16 protein-coding genes are annotated in these 15,960 nt (G+C 69.7%); 6 read left to right on the top strand and 10 right to left on the bottom strand.

Translation table 11 applies throughout. The features are described from left to right. On the bottom strand, nt 1–1,323 hold the full coding sequence (locus DYZ02_RS04760; protein ID WP_115685221.1) for an O-acetylhomoserine/O-acetylserine sulfhydrylase: 1,323 nt from the start codon (nt 1,321–1,323) through the stop codon (nt 1–3). Between the two features lie 128 nt (nt 1,324–1,451). Here DYZ02_RS04760 and DYZ02_RS04755 point away from each other — a divergent pair, with 128 nt between their 5' ends. Continuing rightward, complete coding sequence (locus DYZ02_RS04755) at nt 1,452–2,372, top strand: endonuclease domain-containing protein (RefSeq protein ID WP_115685220.1); 921 nt, start codon at nt 1,452–1,454, stop codon at nt 2,370–2,372. Between the two features lie 223 nt (nt 2,373–2,595). On the opposite strand, the gene DYZ02_RS04750 is transcribed toward DYZ02_RS04755, so the two are convergent. Continuing rightward, nucleotides 2,596–4,812, bottom strand: coding sequence for an NADP-dependent isocitrate dehydrogenase (locus DYZ02_RS04750; RefSeq protein WP_115685219.1), 2,217 nt, complete (start codon nt 4,810–4,812; stop codon nt 2,596–2,598). Between the two features lie 118 nt (nt 4,813–4,930). Here DYZ02_RS04750 and DYZ02_RS04745 point away from each other — a divergent pair, with 118 nt between their 5' ends. After that, nucleotides 4,931–5,845, top strand: a complete 915-nt coding sequence (locus DYZ02_RS04745; RefSeq protein ID WP_115685218.1) for an exodeoxyribonuclease III — start codon at nt 4,931–4,933, stop codon at nt 5,843–5,845. Beyond that, nucleotides 5,845–6,648, top strand: a complete 804-nt coding sequence (locus DYZ02_RS04740; RefSeq protein WP_115685217.1) for a trimeric intracellular cation channel family protein — start codon at nt 5,845–5,847, stop codon at nt 6,646–6,648. Before DYZ02_RS04745 ends, DYZ02_RS04740 begins: the two co-directional genes overlap by 1 nt. On the opposite strand, the gene DYZ02_RS04735 is transcribed toward DYZ02_RS04740, so the two are convergent. The 4 genes from DYZ02_RS04735 to DYZ02_RS04720 are packed head-to-tail and all read right to left on the bottom strand — an operon-like array spanning nt 6,645 to nt 9,053. After that, entirely contained in the window at nt 6,645–7,241 is a 597-nt protein-coding gene (locus DYZ02_RS04735; protein ID WP_115685216.1) for a hypothetical protein, read from the bottom strand. The two genes, DYZ02_RS04740 and DYZ02_RS04735, sit on opposite strands and share 4 nt — an antisense overlap. Nucleotides 7,242–7,279: 38 nt before the next feature. Beyond that, nucleotides 7,280–7,987, bottom strand: a complete 708-nt coding sequence (locus DYZ02_RS04730) for a hypothetical protein (RefSeq protein ID WP_115685215.1) — start codon at nt 7,985–7,987, stop codon at nt 7,280–7,282. Between the two features lie 5 nt (nt 7,988–7,992). Further along, nucleotides 7,993–8,703 (bottom strand): ATP-binding cassette domain-containing protein, encoded by a 711-nt coding sequence (locus DYZ02_RS04725; RefSeq protein ID WP_115685214.1) that lies wholly within the window; start codon nt 8,701–8,703, stop codon nt 7,993–7,995. After that, the gene (locus DYZ02_RS04720) at nt 8,700–9,053 is read right to left on the bottom strand and encodes a GntR family transcriptional regulator (RefSeq protein ID WP_115685213.1); all 354 of its coding nucleotides are present in this window, start codon (nt 9,051–9,053) and stop codon (nt 8,700–8,702) included. Before DYZ02_RS04720 ends, DYZ02_RS04725 begins: the two co-directional genes overlap by 4 nt. Nucleotides 9,054–9,115: 62 nt before the next feature. On the opposite strand from DYZ02_RS04720, the gene trpS reads away from it, so the two are divergent. Together trpS and DYZ02_RS04710 are read left to right on the top strand one after the other, a co-directional pair. After that, nucleotides 9,116–10,135, top strand: a complete 1,020-nt coding sequence (gene trpS, locus DYZ02_RS04715; protein ID WP_115685212.1) for a tryptophan--tRNA ligase — start codon at nt 9,116–9,118, stop codon at nt 10,133–10,135. Nucleotides 10,136–10,216: 81 nt separating this feature from the next. Further along, nucleotides 10,217–11,311 carry a YhjD/YihY/BrkB family envelope integrity protein gene (locus tag DYZ02_RS04710; protein WP_115685211.1) on the top strand — a complete coding sequence of 365 codons (1,095 nt, stop codon included), beginning with the start codon at nt 10,217–10,219 and terminating at the stop codon, nt 11,309–11,311. Here DYZ02_RS04710 and DYZ02_RS04705 read toward each other — a convergent pair. Continuing rightward, a complete protein-coding gene (locus DYZ02_RS04705) occupies nt 11,271–12,566 on the bottom strand; it encodes a D-alanyl-D-alanine carboxypeptidase family protein (protein ID WP_115685210.1) in 1,296 nt (431 codons plus the stop codon). The genes DYZ02_RS04710 and DYZ02_RS04705 overlap by 41 nt on opposite strands. A gap of 135 nt (nt 12,567–12,701) precedes the next feature. Between DYZ02_RS04705 and DYZ02_RS04700 the strand changes: the two genes are divergently transcribed. After that, the gene (locus tag DYZ02_RS04700; RefSeq protein ID WP_115685209.1) at nt 12,702–13,415 is read left to right on the top strand and encodes a VIT1/CCC1 transporter family protein; all 714 of its coding nucleotides are present in this window, start codon (nt 12,702–12,704) and stop codon (nt 13,413–13,415) included. Nucleotides 13,416–13,427: 12 nt separating this feature from the next. On the opposite strand, the gene DYZ02_RS04695 is transcribed toward DYZ02_RS04700, so the two are convergent. From DYZ02_RS04695 to DYZ02_RS04685, 3 genes are read right to left on the bottom strand one after another with little or no spacing between them, the layout of a single operon-like run. Then, entirely contained in the window at nt 13,428–14,666 is a 1,239-nt protein-coding gene (locus DYZ02_RS04695) for a hypothetical protein (RefSeq protein WP_115685208.1), read from the bottom strand. Nucleotides 14,667–14,700: 34 nt separating this feature from the next. After that, nucleotides 14,701–15,633 carry a C40 family peptidase gene (locus DYZ02_RS04690; RefSeq protein WP_115685207.1) on the bottom strand — a complete coding sequence of 311 codons (933 nt, stop codon included), beginning with the start codon at nt 15,631–15,633 and terminating at the stop codon, nt 14,701–14,703. Further along, nucleotides 15,630–15,938: a hypothetical protein gene (locus tag DYZ02_RS04685; protein ID WP_115685206.1), complete on the bottom strand. Its 309-nt coding sequence runs from the start codon at nt 15,936–15,938 to the stop codon at nt 15,630–15,632. Before DYZ02_RS04685 ends, DYZ02_RS04690 begins: the two co-directional genes overlap by 4 nt. Nucleotides 15,939–15,960 lie beyond the last annotated feature (22 nt).

The raw sequence follows: 15,960 nt of genomic DNA, 5'->3' as shown, positions 1-15,960 counted from the left end.
CTAGATCGCCGCGAAACCGCGCTCGAGGTCGGCGATGATGTCGTCGATGTCCTCGATGCCCACCGACAGGCGGACCGTGGCCTGCGTGATGCCGGCGCGCTTCAGGCCAGCCTCGTCGGACTGCGAGTGCGTCGTGGAGGCGGGGTGGACCACCAGGGAGCGCACGTCGCCGATGTTGGCCAGGTTGGAGTGCAGCTTCAGCGCGTCGATGAACGCCCACGCCTTGGTGCGGTCGTTCTCGTCACCGGCGATGTCGAAGGAGAGCACCGCGCCGGTGTACTTCAGGCCGAGCTTCTCCTTCGTGGCGTAGTAGGGGGAGTCGGGCAGGCCGGCGAAGTTCACGCGGGCGACCTTGTCGTGCTTGCTCAGGAACTCCGCCACCTTCAGGGCGTTCTCGTTGTGGCGCTCGACGCGCAGACCCAGGGTGTCCAGGCCCTGCAGCGCCACCCAGGCGTTGAAGGGCGAGATCGCCGCGCCGGTGTCGCGCAGGATGCCCGCGCGGGCCTTGAGGGCGAAGGCCGGGGCGCCGAGGTCGGCGTACTTCAGGCCGTGGTAGGCCGGGTCCGGGGTGACGAAGTAGGGGAAGACCGGCTGGCCGTCGCGCTCCACGGTCCAGTCGAACGTGCCGCCGTCGACGAGCACGCCGCCGATGGCCGCGCCGTTGCCGGTGTAGAACTTCGTGGTGGAGGCCACCACGATGTCGGCGCCCAGCTCCAGCGGCTTGACCAGCGCCGCCGTGGCGACGGTGTTGTCCACGATGAGCGGCACGCTGTTGCGGTGCGCGACCTCCGCGATGGTCGGGATGTCCAGGACGTCGGCGATCGGGTTGCCGAAGGTCTCGCCGTAGAACGCCTTGGTGTTCGGCTGCACGGCCGCCTGCCAGGACTCCGGATCGTCCGGGTTCTCCACGAAGGTCACGTCGATGCCGTAGCGCTTGAGCGTCACCTGGAACAGGGTCTCGGTGCCGCCGTAGAGGCGCGGGGAGGTGACGATGTGATCACCGGACGAGGCGAGGTTGGTGATCGCCGCGGTCTCAGCAGCCATGCCGGACGCGAAGGTCAGGGCCGCGACGCCGCCCTCGAGGCTGGCGATGCGGTCCTCGAGCGCCTGCTGCGTCGGGTTGGTCAGGCGGGTGTAGATCGGGCCCGGATCCGACAGGTTGAAGCGATCGGCCGCGTGCTGCGCGTCGTTGAAGACGTAGGACGTGGTCATGTAGATCGGCTGGTTGCGGGCTGAGTTGTCCGAATCCAGGGTCTGGCCGGCGTGGATGGAGCGGGTGCCGAAGCCCCACTCGGATGCTTGGGAGTTGTTGTACTTTGCCATGCGCATCAATCTAACGGCTGGTGCGGGGTTTGTGTACCAAGCTGTCTAGTGCCTGCCCTGAGCTGGGACTTTGCGTGAATATAATTCGGCACGGGAACCGCAGAGTGGACAGAGGGGTCTAATCTGGCATGGGTATTGATCGGGAGCATCCGGGCGGCGCTGCGCGATTGCGCGAGCTCCAGAATCACTTGCGCGATGGGCTTGTGGCTGCAGGTTCATCCACGGCGACGTACTGCGCCACCGACAGGTGGTCCTTTCCCATCGAGCAGTGGGTTGAGCTCCCCGACCACAACAAACAACTCCTCCAGGTCATCGCGGCCGCGAAAGGAACCTTTGGGGCGGTGCTCGTCGGCCGTTCTGCCGCCCGCATCCACGGCATGTGGCTGGCTCCGCTTTGCGGGACTGGCGGGGAAACCGTAGAAATATCGCTGCGCGGTGGAGGATCCTCCCCGACCCGGAGCTCCGATCCCGGACTGACATTTCGGCACGCCCGCCTGAGGGACGGGGATGTGGGCGAGATCAACGGCTTTGTGGTGACTTCCGCGATCAGGACTTTCGCCGACATCGCCCGCTACCACGGTCTGGTCGAGGGGATCGTTGCCGCTGACTGGCTGCGCTACCGGGGCCTCGACATGCAGCGCCTGCAGGAGGAGATCGCGGAAATGGGCCGGCTGAAAGGGATAGCGACGGTGCGTCGATCAGCTGCTGCAAGCATCGCGACATCCGAATCCGCACCGGAGTCCCTCGCGCTTGGCCTCCTCATCCAGGCTGGAATCGGCCCCGTAGACGCCCAGGTCCCGATCGGCGCGTACCGGGTCGACCTACTCATCGACGGCTGGTTGATCATCGAGATTGACGGCGCGGTCAAACACTCTGGACCGGACTCTGAGCGCGTGCGGCAGAGCGAATTCAACCGGCAGAAGCGGATCACGAACCAGGGGTTCGTCTTCCTGCGCTATGCGCCGAGCTTCCTGATTCGTTATCCGGAGCGTTTCATTTCGGAGGTGAGGGAGACTCTCGCAGCGCGCAGGCGCGTCCGGCGAGGCTAGGACGAGCATGTAGCCGATTGTCGCTCTGAATTGGGCACCTGGGGCGCTACATGCTCGTCTTTGCGCTGGGGTGGAGGGCAGGACGAGCATGTAGCCGGTTGCCACCCCGAATTTGGCCTTGAAAGACGGCAAATGCTCGTCTTTGCGCCGGGGCCAGGAGCACAACAAGGACCCACACGCACGACAAAGCCCCGGCCGAAGCCGGGGCGAGCCGCGCGACTGCCTACTTCGCGGCCAGTTCGTCGATGATCTTGTTGAACGTCGCGGACGGGCGCATGACGGCGGAGGTCTTGGCGTCGTCGGGCAGGTAGTAGCCGCCGAGGTCGGCGGGGGAGCCCTGAACGTCGAGAAGCTCGGCGGCGATGGTCTCCTCGTTGGCGCGCAGCGCCTCGGCGACGGGGGCGAAGGTGGCGGCCACGGAAGCGTCGTCGGTCTGCTTCGCCAGCTCCTCGGCCCAGTTCAGGGCGAGGTAGAAGTGGGAGCCGCGGTTGTCGATCTCGCCGACCTTGCGCGAGGGCGACTTGCCCTCCTCGAGGACGGTCTCGGTCGCCTTGTCCAGCGCGTCGGCGAGGACGCCGGCGGTGGCGTTGCCGTGGTCGGCCTCCATGCGCAGGGATTCCGCGAGGGCGAGGAACTCGCCGAGGGAGTCCCAGCGCAGGTGGTTCTCCTCCTGCAGCTGCTGGACGTGCTTCGGGGCGGAGCCGCCGGCGCCGGTCTCGAAGAGGCCGCCGCCCGCCATGAGCGGGACGATGGAGAGCATCTTGGCGGAGGTGCCCAGCTCGAGGATGGGGAAGAGGTCCGTGTTGTAGTCGCGCAGGACGTTGCCGGTCACCGTGATGGTGTCCTCGCCGGCGCGCATGCGCTGCACGGTGGTGCGGGTGGCCTCGACCGGGGAGGCGATGGAGATGTCCAGGCCCTCGGTGTCGAGGTCGGCGAGGTACTTGTTCACCAGGGAGATCAGGTTGCGGTCGTGGGCGCGGGTCTCGTCGAGCCAGAAGATGGTCTTCATGCCGGACTTGCGGGCGCGATCGACGGCGAGCTTGACCCAGTCCTGGATCGGCGCGTCCTTGGTCTGGCAGGCGCGCCAGATGTCGCCGGCCTCGACCTCGTGGGAGATGAGCACGTCGCCGGCGGCGTTGACCACCTGGACGGTGCCGTCGGCCGGGATCTTGAAGGTCTTGTCGTGGGAGCCGTACTCCTCGGCCTTCTGGGCCATGAGGCCGACGTTGGGGACGGTGCCCATGGTGGTCGGGTCGTAGGCGCCGTTGGCGCGGCAGTCGTCGATGACGACCTGGTAGATGCCGGCGTAGGAGGAGTCGGGGAGCACCGCGAGGGTGTCCTGCTCCTGGTCGTCGGCGTTCCACATGTGGCCGGAGGTGCGGATCATCGCGGGCATGGAGGCGTCCACGATGACGTCGGAGGGCACGTGCAGATTGGTGATGCCGCGGGTGGAGTTGACCATGGCGAGGTCGGGGCCGTCGATAAGCCCCTGCTCGAAGGCCGCGCGGATCTCCTCGCCGTTATCGAGCGCGGAGAGGCTGTCGAGGATGGCGCCGAGGCCGTTCTCCCCGTCGAGGCCGGCGGCGAGGAGCTGGTCGCCGTACTTGTCGTAGACGTCCTTGAAGTAGGCGCGCACGACGTGGCCGAACATGATCGGGTCGGAGACCTTCATCATGGTGGCCTTGAGGTGGGCGGAGAAGAGCACGCCCTCGTCCTTGGCGCGCTTGACGGCGTCGAGGAGGAAGGCGTCAAGCGCCTTGGCGGACATGAAGGTGCCGTCGATGACCTCGCCGGCGAGGACCTTCAGCTCGGGCTTGAGCACGTCCTCGGAGCCGTCGGCCTTGACCAGCTTGATGCTCAGGGTGTCGTCGGAGTCCATGATGACGGACTTCTCGTTGTGGCGGAAGTCGTCGGCGTCCATGGTCGCGACGTTCGTCTTCGAGTCGGCCGACCACTCGCCCATGGTGTGCGGGTGGTTGCGGGTGAAGTTCTTCACGGCCTCGGGCGCGCGGCGGTCGGAGTTGCCCTGGCGCAGGACGGGGTTGACGGCAGAGCCGGTGACCGTCTTGTAGCGCTCGAGGATGTCGCGCTCCTCGTCGGTGGCGGGGTTGTCCGGGTAGTCCGGGATGTCGAAGCCCTTGGACTGCAGCTCCGCGATGGCCTTCTTCAGCTGGACCAGCGACGCCGAGATGTTCGGCAGCTTGATGATGTTCGCCTCGGGGCTCTCGGTCAGCTCGCCGAGCTCGGCGAGGGCGTCGTGCGCGTAGGCGGCGTCCTTGACCCGCTCCGGGAACAGGGACAGGATGCGCCCGGCGACCGAGATGTCGCGGGTTTCGACCTCCACGCCGGCGTTGGAGGCGAAGGCCTCGACGATCGGCTTGAGGGAGTAGGTGGCGAGCAGCGGTGCTTCGTCGGTGCGGGTCCAGATAATCTTGGCCACTATTTTGCTCCTCTAACTTTCTTGTGACAATCCAATGCAACAGGATACCTATGTCTGCCATTGGAGCGCGCCCGAGGTGTCGGGGCTGTGACCAACGGCGCACTGTAGTCTGTTGCGCATGAGCTTCACTATCGCGTCCGTCAACGTCAACGGCATCCGCGCGGCCACGAAGGTGCGCAGCGAGGACAACCGGGGGATGCTCGCCTGGTTGAAACAGACCTCGGCGGACGTGGTTCTGATGCAGGAGGTCCGCGCCTCCGGCGACCAGGCCGTCACTGCGCTGCGCCCGGCCCTCGACGACGGCTGGCACCTCGTCGTCGCCCCCGCCGAGACACCGGGCGCGAAGGGTCGCGCCGGGGTGGGCATCCTGAGCCGCGATCCGCTGACGGAGGTGGAGATCGGCATCCCCGACTTCGAGGACGCCGGCCGCTTCATCGCGGGCACGCTTCTCGACGGCACCCGCGTCGCCTCCCTGTACCTCCCCTCCGGCTCGGCCGACACGGCGAAGCAGGACGAGAAGTACGCCTTCCTGGATCGCTTCGAGCCGAAGCTCGAGCAGTGGGCCGGGCAGTACGACAACATGGTCATCGGCGGCGACTGGAACATCTGCCACCGCCGCGAGGACCTGAAGAACTGGCGGACCAACCGGAACAAATCCGGCTTCCTGCCGGACGAGCGCGCCTTCATGGACGCCGTGTTCGGCACCTTCCCGGACGATCAGGCGCAGGACCTGGAGGCCAAGCAGCTCTACGGGTGGGCGGGGGCCGTGGAGTATGTGTCGGAGGGGCGTCGTGAAGCAAATGCCGAGCCGAAGTGGTTCGACGTAGCCCGCCGCCTGCAGCCCGAGGACGCGCCCTACACCTGGTGGACCTACCGCGGACAGGCCTTCAACAACGACGCCGGGTGGCGCATCGACTACCAGGCAGCGACCGCCGCGATGCTCGAGCGCGCCGAGCGCAGCTGGGTGGACAAGGCGTCGACGGTGGAGGAGCGCTGGTCGGACCACTCGCCGCTGATGGTCACCTACGGCTGATGCAGGGGCTCGACATCACGGGCCTGCTCACGGTCCTCTACGTCATCGGGATCACCGCCGAGGCCATGACGGCCGCCGTGTCCGCCGGGCGGATGCGCATGGACCTGTTCGGCGTGATCACCCTCGGCGCCCTCACGGCGCTCGGCGGCGGAACCGTGCGCGACGTCCTCCTCGGCGCCTACCCGCTGACGTGGGTGGAGCACCCCCGCTACCTGCTTGTGGTCATCGTCGCGGCCGTGGTCACCGTGCGCATCAGCTGGCTGATGTACCAGCTGCGCCGCTTCTTTTTGCTTGCCGACGCCATTGGACTCGCCACCTTCGTCGTCCTCGGCATCCAGGTGGCGCTGTCGCAGGGCCACGGCTTCATCATCGCCTGCGTCGCCGCCGTGACCACGGGCGTGTCCGGCGGCGTCATGCGCGACGTGCTCTCCGACCGCGTCCCGCTCGTGTTCCGCCACGAGATGTACGCCTCCACCGCGGTGATCGGCACCTGCGTGTGGTGGGTCCTGATGAAGCTCGGGACCCCGGACTGGGTGACGGTGCTGACCACCCTCGCCGTCGTGCTGGGCACCCGCCTGATCTCGCTCAAGCGCGGCTGGGGGCTGCCCGTCTACGAGTACGACGAGGAGGTGGTCAAGTCCCGCAACCCCCGCGAGGAGATGACCGTCTTCCTCTACAGCAGCGGCCGGAAGATCCCCGGCGCGCGCCGAGCCTACCACGGCCTGCGCCGCATCCGCCGGGCCCGGCCCCCGAAGCGCGACGGCCGCCAGCGGCGCCCCAAGCGGACCGACGGCGAGATCTAGCCGGATCCCCGGCTCAGCGACCTGAGGCAGGCCGCCAGCAGGACCAGGCCGCCCGCCCCGAACGCGAGGGCGGGGACCCAGGGCGTGGAGACGGAACCGACCCGCGCCAGCCCCGCCGAGGCGCCGAGGGAGAGGAGGGCGGCGGCCGCCACGGAGGCGCCGAGCGCTCGGCGGGAGCCTGCGTCGGCGCGGGCAAAGGCGAGCCCGGCTAGCGCGGCGAGGCAGTAGAACGCGAGGTTGAGTCCCGCCACCGCCCCAACCTCGGCCGGTAAGATGGCCGGCCCCGCCGCGATGTAGGGGACGCCCTGGGCGCCCTGGAGGGGGCCGCCGTCGAGCGGGGCGAGGAAGGCGTCCTCGAAAAACGAGTAACCCGGGTCGCGCTGTACCCGGGCCACCGCAGCCCCGGTGGCGGCCGCGGCCGTGGGCACTGCCGCAGCGAAGCCGGACGCGGCGCGGCCCACCGAGAAAGCCGAGGCGGCAATAAGCAACCAGGCGAGCGCGCTCCACGTGGTGGCGGTGGCCACGGGCACGATGCGCCCCGCGGCGGCGCACAGCGCTGCGGCGACGGCGGGGGTCAGGAAGCGGGCGTTCACGATCGTCCTCCCGGCGGGTCGGCTTGTTGCGCGCCAGGCTACCGGGTGCTGCGCGGGGTGCGGGCGAGCACCCACGCCGAGCCCAGCGCAAGCGCGGCCAGAGCGAAAAGGGCCGCACCGGGGGTCGAGTAGGCGGGGGCGTAGGCCACGGGGTCCCCCGTGGTGCTTTCGGTGGTGGTCGTGGCGGCGAGGAGGACGCCCGCCCCGAGCCCCGCGAGGCACGCGCTGCCCACGAGGATGGTGGCTGAAGCGCGGTTCTTCCCGGCCAGCCCGGTGGCTATGCCCGTCAACCCGGCGACGGCGAAGAGGGCGAAGGTGAGCGCCAGGGTCAGCAGGACGGTCGCCGGGGAGTGCCCTGCGCCCTCGACGACGTAGGGCTCACCGTTGGTGTCAACGAAGTCCGCTGGGCCGCGCGTGACCAGGAAGAGGTCGAAGCGGGAGTACCAGGGGTTGGCAGCCAGCTTCGCGTGCGCGGCGGCCGAGACGGCGGCGGAGAGCGCGGCGGCGCCCAGGAGGGTGAACGCCGCACCCCCGCGCACGAAGCGCCCGTAGCTGGCACCGAGCTGGTCCAGGGCGGGCCAGTTGGCGGCCAGAGAGGCGTTCAGGGCGAGAAACATGGCCCCGGCGAGGATCGTCCAACCGGTGCCGGACCCGGCGACGAAGCGGCCGCCCGCGCCAGCCAGGGCGATGAGGGCGACCAGCGCCACGGGGACGAGGAACTTGTGGGGGCTGAGGAAGAGCTTCATGTCGGTCACGCCTTTCGGGATGCGAGCAGGTCGATGAGCTGGGCGTCGTCGGGGTAGTCCAGCGTCGTGCCCGGCAGGGCGCGGTCGAGGGGCTGGGCGAGCTGCGCCCGCCACGCGGGGCCGAGCGTGGAGACGTCGAGGACGTCCAGGCCGGCGAGGACCTGCTTCCGGTCCCCGGCCTCGCCGCGGAGCACGGGGAAGCGGGTGCGGGCCTCGTCGAGAGCCACGGGGTCCGCCACCTCCCGCTCGGAGACGCGGATGACGTGCTCGGCCAGCCCGGCGAGGTCCTCCGCGCGGTGCGAGGCCATGACGACGGTGCGCCCCGGGTCGGCGGCGATGAAGTCGATCAGCCGCGCGCGCAGCCGGGTGCGGGTGTCGATGTCCAGGCCGTCGAAGGGTTCGTCGAGAAGCAGAAGCGGCTCGTTCGCTGCGAGGGCGACGGCGAAGGTGAGCTCGCGGCGCTGGCCGACGGAAAGCGTGCTGAGGCGTGAGCTTTCGGGAAAACCAAGGGAGATCTCGTCCAGCGGCTTGGCCTCGGCGGCCCAGGCGAGGTGGTCGCGGACGGTGCGGCCGACGAAGAGGGCGTCGGCGGCCGCGGGCACGAGCGCCGCGCCGGGGCCGAACAGGGAGCGCAGATAGTGGGTCTTGCCCGCGGCGTTGGGGCCGACGAGGCCGTAGAAGCCGGGGGAGCGGTCAGGGGAAAATTCCAGGGTCATCGGTTTCGCTCCTTGTCGATCATGTCGGTGAGTTCCTCCGCGCCGATGCCGAGCTTGTCCGCCTCGCGGAGCAGGGGGCGGAGGAAGTCGGCGGCGAAGGCGGCGCGCCGGGTGGCCAGCACCTGCTCGCGGGCGGTGGGGAGCACGAACATTCCGAGGCCGCGGCGCTTTTCCAGGAGGCCTTCGTCGAAAAGCGAGGTGAGCGCCTTGGCCGAGGTGGTGGGGTTGACGGAGTGGTAGTGGGAGAGCTCGTTGGTCGATGGGACGCGGTCGCCGGGGGCGAGGCGGCCCGAGGCGATGAAGTCGCGGAGCTCGTCCGCGATCTGCATGTATATTGGTTCACCACTCATGTGGGTAACCATATAACCAAGGTGCGGGACGGCGCAAGGCCCACGGTTTAGAATCGGAGAACATGACTGACAAGCAGCGCGTTCTCTCCGGAATCCAGCCCACCGCGGACTCCTACCACCTGGGCAACTACCTCGGCGCCCTCAAGCAGTGGATCGACCTGCAGGACGGCTACGACGCCTTCTACTTCATCCCGGACCTCCACGCCATCACCGTGGAGCAGGACCCGGCGGAGCTGCGCGAACGCACCCTCAAGGGCTGCGCCCAGCTCATCGCCCTCGGCATCGACCCGGCGAAGTCCACTCTCTTCGTCCAGTCCCACGTGCCCGAGCATGCCGAGCTGACCTGGGTCCTGCAGTGCCTCACCGGCTTCGGCGAGGCCTCCCGCATGACCCAGTTCAAGGACAAGTCCGCCAAACAGGGCCAGGACCGCACCACTGTCGGCCTGTTCACCTACCCCATGCTCATGGCAGCCGACATCCTCCTGTACTCCCCGCAGCTCGTGCCGGTCGGCGAGGACCAGCGCCAGCACCTCGAGCTGACCCGCAACCTCGCCGAGCGCTTCAACTCCCGCTTCGGCACAACCTTCGTGGTGCCCGAGGGGTTTATCCCCGAGGGCGCCGCCAAGATCCAGGACCTGCAGGAACCGACGGCCAAGATGAGCAAGTCGGGGGCGAACCCGAAGGGCATCATCAACCTCCTCGACGACCCGAAGACCTCCGCCAAGCGCATCAAGTCCGCCGTCACCGACAACGACGGCGTCGTTGCCTACGACAAGGAGAACAAGCCCGGGGTGTCGAACCTGCTGGTCATCCAGTCGGCGCTCACCGACACGCCTATCGACGCCCTCGTCGCCCGCTACGAAGGGCAGGGCTACGGCGCCCTGAAGACCGACACCGCAGACGCGCTCGAGGCCTTCACCACCCCGCTGCGCGCCCGCTACGACGAGCTCATGGCGGACCGCGGCGAGCTGGAGGGCATCCTCGCAGCCGGCTCCGAGCGCGCGCGGGACGTCGCCGCGCCGCTTCTTGAACAGGTGTACGAGCGCGTCGGCTTCCTCGCGCCCGCCACCCGTCGCCGCTAACCGTGCGGTGGGCCCCGCGCCCGCCGGGCAACTTCCTCTACGATTAGGTGCTGTTAGTCACAAAATTAGAGGAGGAACACCATGGCTACCTCGACCTCGCCGCGCAAGGCGTACATGGACGAGCAGGGCATCGAACGCTCGCGCAAGCAGCAGCAGAAGGGGGCCGTCGACAAGGCGACGGAACAGGCCCCCGCCCTCGGGCACGTGATGCGCATGAACGAGCGCTACACGTCCCAGGACGGCAACCAGCTCGCCGCGGGCATCACCTACTTTTCCGTCCTCGCCCTCTTCCCGCTGACCATGCTCGTCTTCGCCGGCCTCGGGTTCTTCCTCGCCGCCCGGCCCGACATGCTGGAGCAGGTGCAGCAGCAGATCACCGACTCCGCCGGCGGCGACGTCGGCACCGCCCTGTCCGGCGTCGTCGACTCCGCCGTTGAGCAGCGCGGGGCGGTGGCCGGCATCGGCCTTCTGACCACCCTCTGGTCAGGGTTGGGCTGGATGAACCACCTGCGCGTCGGCATCTCCGCGATGTGGAAGATCGACGGCGACGAGGGCGGCAGCTTCGTGAAGAAGAAGTTGGGTGACCTCCTCGGTCTCATCGGCCTCATCGTGCTGCTCCTGCTCGCCTTCGGCGTCACTGCGATCGGCACCTCGCACTACACCACCGACGCGATGAACCAGCTCGGCCTGGGCAATTTCCCCGGCGCCCGCGCGCTGGTCTGGCTCGTCGGCCTCGTTGCCGGCCTCATCGCCAACTTCCTGGTCATGGCCTGGCTGGTCGTGTTCATGCCGCGCACCAAGGTGCCGCGCAAGTCGGGCCTCCAGGGCGCGGCGCTCGGCGCCGTTCTCTTCGAGGTGATCAAGCAGTTCGCCACCTTGATCGTCTCCGCGGCCACCAACAACCCCGCCGGCGCCATCTTCGGCCCGATCATTGCCCTGATGGTCGTGCTCTACCTGATCTGGCGCGTCGTCCTCTACGTCTCCGCCTGGACGGCCACCACGCCTGAGTCCCTGGCCGCGGCGCCCGTGGAGATCCCCGAGCCCGCCGTGATCAACGTCCGCGCCGGCGCCGCCACCCAGGCGGGCGGGCAGGACCGCAGCGGCGCGCTGCTGGGCATCGGCGCGGCCGCGGGCGCTATCGGCGTCGGCGTCCTCTCCCTGCTGACGCGAGACTGACCGCCGCAGCCGCGAGAGCGGCGACGGCAACCCCGGCGACGATGGCGACGGAACGCCACGGCGTCCCAGCATCGTCCGGCCCGGCCGCCACCACCGGTGGTGCGGCCGGGCTTTCTTCGCTGTTGTCCGCCTCCGTGGGAGTGTCCCGCTCCCGCTCCAGCTTCGCGACGCCCCCGCGGCCGACGAACCCGTACGACTCGTGCAAAAGCCGCTGCGCCTGCTCCCACGGCCGCGCCTTGTCCGCCGTGGTGTCCAGCACCACCGCGAGGAGCCGGTGCCCGTCGTGGTTCACCGCCCCGACGAAGGTGTGGTTCGCGTCGTCGGTGTAACCGGTCTTGCCGCCGATGCCCTCCGGGTCGTTGAGGTAGAGGTGGTTGTCGTTCCACACCTGGTAGCCCGGCAAGTCCTCGTGGCCGGGGAAATCGTAGAACTCGGTGTCCACGATGTGGGCGAACGTGTCGTTGTTGAAGGCCGCGCGGTAGGAGAGACCGAGGTCGAACGCCGAGGAGGACATGCCGGGGGCGTCCAGACCGGAGTAGGACACCGCTCGCGTGTCGGCCATGCCGAGGCGCTGCGCCAGCTCGTTGACCTTGCGCAGCGCGGCCTCGTCACCGCCCAACTCCTGGGCCAGCGCGTGGGCGGCGTCGTTGCCCGACGCCAGCAGCAGGCCGTGGAGCAGATCGTTGACGGTGTAGGTCCCGCCCTCGACCAGGCCGACACGGGAGCCCTCCTGCGCGGCGCTGTCGTGGCTGGCGGTGACGGTGGCGTCGAGAGCAAGCTCGTCGATGGCCACCAGCGCGAGCAGCACCTTGATGACGGACGCCGGCCGGTACCTGCCGTGCGGGTCCTTCATCGCCACGACCTCGCCCGTGTCTAGGTCGGCGACGAGCCAGGCGGAGGCGAGCACGGACTCGTCCACGGTGAACCCCGGCGGGGCGCTCACGCCGCACGGCCCGGAGTACGCGACGGGCAGGGGAGCCGGGCTCGTGCCGGGAGCGAGGGCCTCCGAGGTCGAGACGGGTTCGGGTGGCCACGTGGCGCGCGGGCAGGAATCGGTCTGGGGGGCCGTCTCGCGAGACTCAGGGACGAAGCTCTCGCCCTCGTAGTGGCCGCGTACGGGCGCCGCCGGAGCCGGGGTGAGCTCCGGGGCGGGCGCCCCGGGTTCGGCGAGTGCAACCGGGGCGGAGGGGGCGGCGCCCAGGCACAGGGCGAGGGAGGCGGCGAGAACGAGGCGGGTGCGCGTGGTTGTGGGCATCGCGCGGAATTCTACGCTGCGGGCCGCCCGGGGCCGCGCGTGGTTGGGGTTGGCTCACCTAAAAACGCGCTGACCTGCGCAAACTAAGGCTTCCCTTGGTTGCGGACGTGTCAGCGGAGGGCTACAAATACATGCATGACTACAGCAGATGCAACATCAGACGTGACCTCGGCGGGACTCAACGAAAAACTGAACAAGCTGCGCGCCGGCGTGCTCGGCGCCAACGACGGAATCGTTTCCACGGCCGCGGTCGTGCTCGGCGTGGCCGGCGCGACCTCGGACATCAAGGCGATCGCCACGGCGGGCATCGCCGCCGTGATCGGTGGCGCGGTGTCCATGGCCCTGGGCGAGTACGTCTCGGTGTCCTCCCAGCGCGACACCGAGCGCGCCTACATCGCGAAGGAATCCGCCCTCCACGCCGAGGACCCCGACGAGGAGTTCGCGCACCTCGTGCGCGGCTACATGCGCGACGGTCTGAGCGAGGAGACCGCCACGCAGGTGGCGAAGGAGCGCACCGCCTCGAACCCGCTCAAGGCGCACCTGGAGCTGCACTACGGCATCGACGAGGAGGACATCGTCAGCCCGTGGTCTGCCGCGATCGCGTCCTTCATCAGCTTCTTCCTCGGCTCCATGCTGCCGCTGGCCGCCGTCCTGCTCCCGCCGGATCCGGCGCGCGTGGTCACCACCTTCGTGGTCACCCTCATCGCGCTGGCCGGGACGGGCGCCGCCTCGGCAAAGATCGGCGGTGCGGACCCGAAGAGGGCGGTCGCCCGCCTCGTCATCGGCGGCGCCCTCGGCCTGGCGGTGACCTACGGCATCGGCTGGCTGTTCGGCACCACCGCCCTGTAGCGGACCGCCCGGCTAGAACTTGGAGAACCGCTTGACCAGCTGGTTCTCCATCTCCTGCCAGGCCTGCGCCTTGTCGTCGAAAGGCGCGGAGGGGACGTAGCCCGCGGCCTCGGTCGAGCCGAGCATGTAGGCCAGGTAGTCCTGCATGCGGGGGTTGGCCAGCAGGAACGAGTTGAGGGAGTCGTCCTTGGCCCAGTCGGCGGCGTCCGCGAGCAGCTCGTAGGCCTTGCTCATCTGGGCGGTGTCAACGGCGTCGGGGCCCTTGCGGATGTCCTCGGCGAGGCCGTTGAAGGAGTAGGAGTTGTCGGGGTGGACGGCGACCTCGAGCTCGCCGGCGTTAGCGGCGCTGGTCAGGTCCGACCACGTCGAGGCGCCGGCGAGGTCGTGCTCGTCGTTTTCGATGATCCAGCGCGTCAGGTGCTTGGCGGTGGGGAAGGTGAAGATTTCGCCGTAGCAGCCCAAAAAGACGGGGGCGCCGCCGAGGTAGGTGCGCAGCGTGTAGACGCTCTTGCCCTGGATGCTCACGCGCACGGGGTCGATCCCCGCCTGCGCCCAGATCGAGGCGTCGTACGGGTCGGCGTCCGCCGCGGCGGCCTTCTCCTCTTTCGCGGCGCGGGCGCGTTCCTCCTCGCGGTCCTGCTGGGCCGCGCGGATGCGCTCCGCGGCGGAGGCCACGGCCTCCTCGCCCAGCGACGCCCGATCCGCGACCCGGACCGCGCCGTCGAGCGAGTGGACCACGTTCTCCCAGTTGGCCAGCACAACGCGGCCGACGCCCGACCACTCGCTCTCGCCGTTTTCGCCGGCGTAGTGCTCCGACCCGCGGGCGACGTTGTTCAGGATGGAGTGGGAGGCGAAGAAGATCCGGGCCTGCTCGGCGCTGGCCACCTCGGCAAGCGAGCGCGCTACCTGGAAGACCCCGCCCAGAGCGGCGACGTTCACGTAGGAGGGGCGCCCGGCGAGGTAGTTGGGCGCGCCGACGATGTCGTAGTGGCGCTCCTCGGCGGGCACGACGCGGTCGTCGCCCGCCGCCTGGAACTGGGCCCACTTCGGGTGGTCGCTGAGGTCGTGGCGCGGGGTGGCCTCCAAGTAGGCGAGCAGTTCCTCCGGGGAGGAGAAGACGATGACCGACTCGTCGTCGCCGAGGAAGGCCTGCCACTCGGAGCCCTGCTCCTTCCAGGTGGGGGCCCACAGCGTGTAGAAGTCTCCTGCGGTGAGGGAGAGCCTGACGGGGAGGATTGCGCGGGTGCTCATGGGGGATTACTCTACTAAACCTCCGCGCCCGGGCTCAGCCGGTCGGGCGCCAGAAGCCGTGGAAGGCCATCCCGATGTTTTCCGTGCGCACCGGGTTCATCTGCACGGGGTCGCCCGCCTCGATGTACATCCCGTCGCCGGCGTACATGGCGACGTGACCGTCCCACACGGCGAGGTCGCCGGGCTGCAGCTGGTCGTAGCTGACCTGCCGTCCGATCGCCTGCTCGTGCGCCATGCGCGGCAGCTCGACCCCGGCCTGCCGGTAGGCCCAGGAGGTCAGCCCAGAGCAGTCGAAGCCTCCCGGCCCCGTCCCACCCCAGGCGTAGGGGGTGCCGAGCTGCGACTTCGCCGCCTCGACGGCCGCTCGCCCAGCAGCGCTGCCCTCCCCGCCGGCGGCAGGTTCCTGCGGCGCGGCGGGTGCGTGCTCGGTGGCCTCCGCGGCGGCGGGTTCCACCCCGGCCGCGAGGGTCTGGAGCTCGCGGGTCGCGGAGAGCGCGCTGGCGGAGGGCTCGAGGCTCGGCTGGTCGGCGGCCTCCGCGACGATCCGCGCCAGCGCGGCGGTGGGCGCGGCGAGCTCGGCCTCCAACCTGGCGAGGCGTTCCTGCGCGCGGGCGAGGGTGCTCACCGTCGCGGAGGCGATGCCGCCCAGCGCTCCGGCCGCGGTCACCGGGTTGAACACGAGGGGGAGCAGGGAGGCGGCGTTCGCCTGGTACTGCGCGGCGAGAAACACGAGGTCCCGGCCCGCCTCCTCGACCAGGGAAGCGGCCTGCGTGGCGTTCTCGACGATAGCGCCGCGGTCGGAGGCCAGCGCGTCAGCGGCGCCAAGGACCCGGGAGGGGTCGCCGCCGACGGCCCCCGCGAGCTCGGCGGCAGCCGCGAACAGCGGGGAGGGAACCGGTTGGGGAGGTGCGAGGGGCGCCGGCACCCGGGCGAGGATCTCAGCGGCGACGTCGGCGGGGGAGATCACGGCTCCAGCACCCCCAGGGCCCGGCCGAGGCCGGCGTCGACGGCGCGGGCTGCGCCGACGGTCGCGTCCATCGCCACGGCGAGGCGGGAGGCCTCCGCGCGCAGGGCCTCCGTGCGCTCGTTCACGCTGCCCACCGCCGCGGCCAGCGCCTCGGTGAAGGCCCGGGCGGGGCCGGTCGCGGCTGCGGGGGAGTGGGCGAGCGGGCGCAGGGCGGCGGCATCCGCGCGGAGCTGGGCGGTCAGGGTGTCAAGGGCGGGCGGGTTGAGGTGGAAGACGGGCAGGGGCGCGGCGGATGGAGGCGTCATGGCCTTATTGGACTGCCGGGCC

The organism is Corynebacterium senegalense (genome assembly GCF_900411315.1).
GTDB classification, from domain to species: Bacteria; Actinomycetota; Actinomycetes; order Mycobacteriales; family Mycobacteriaceae; genus Corynebacterium; species Corynebacterium senegalense.
This window is presented reverse-complemented; position numbering and strand designations above follow the sequence as displayed.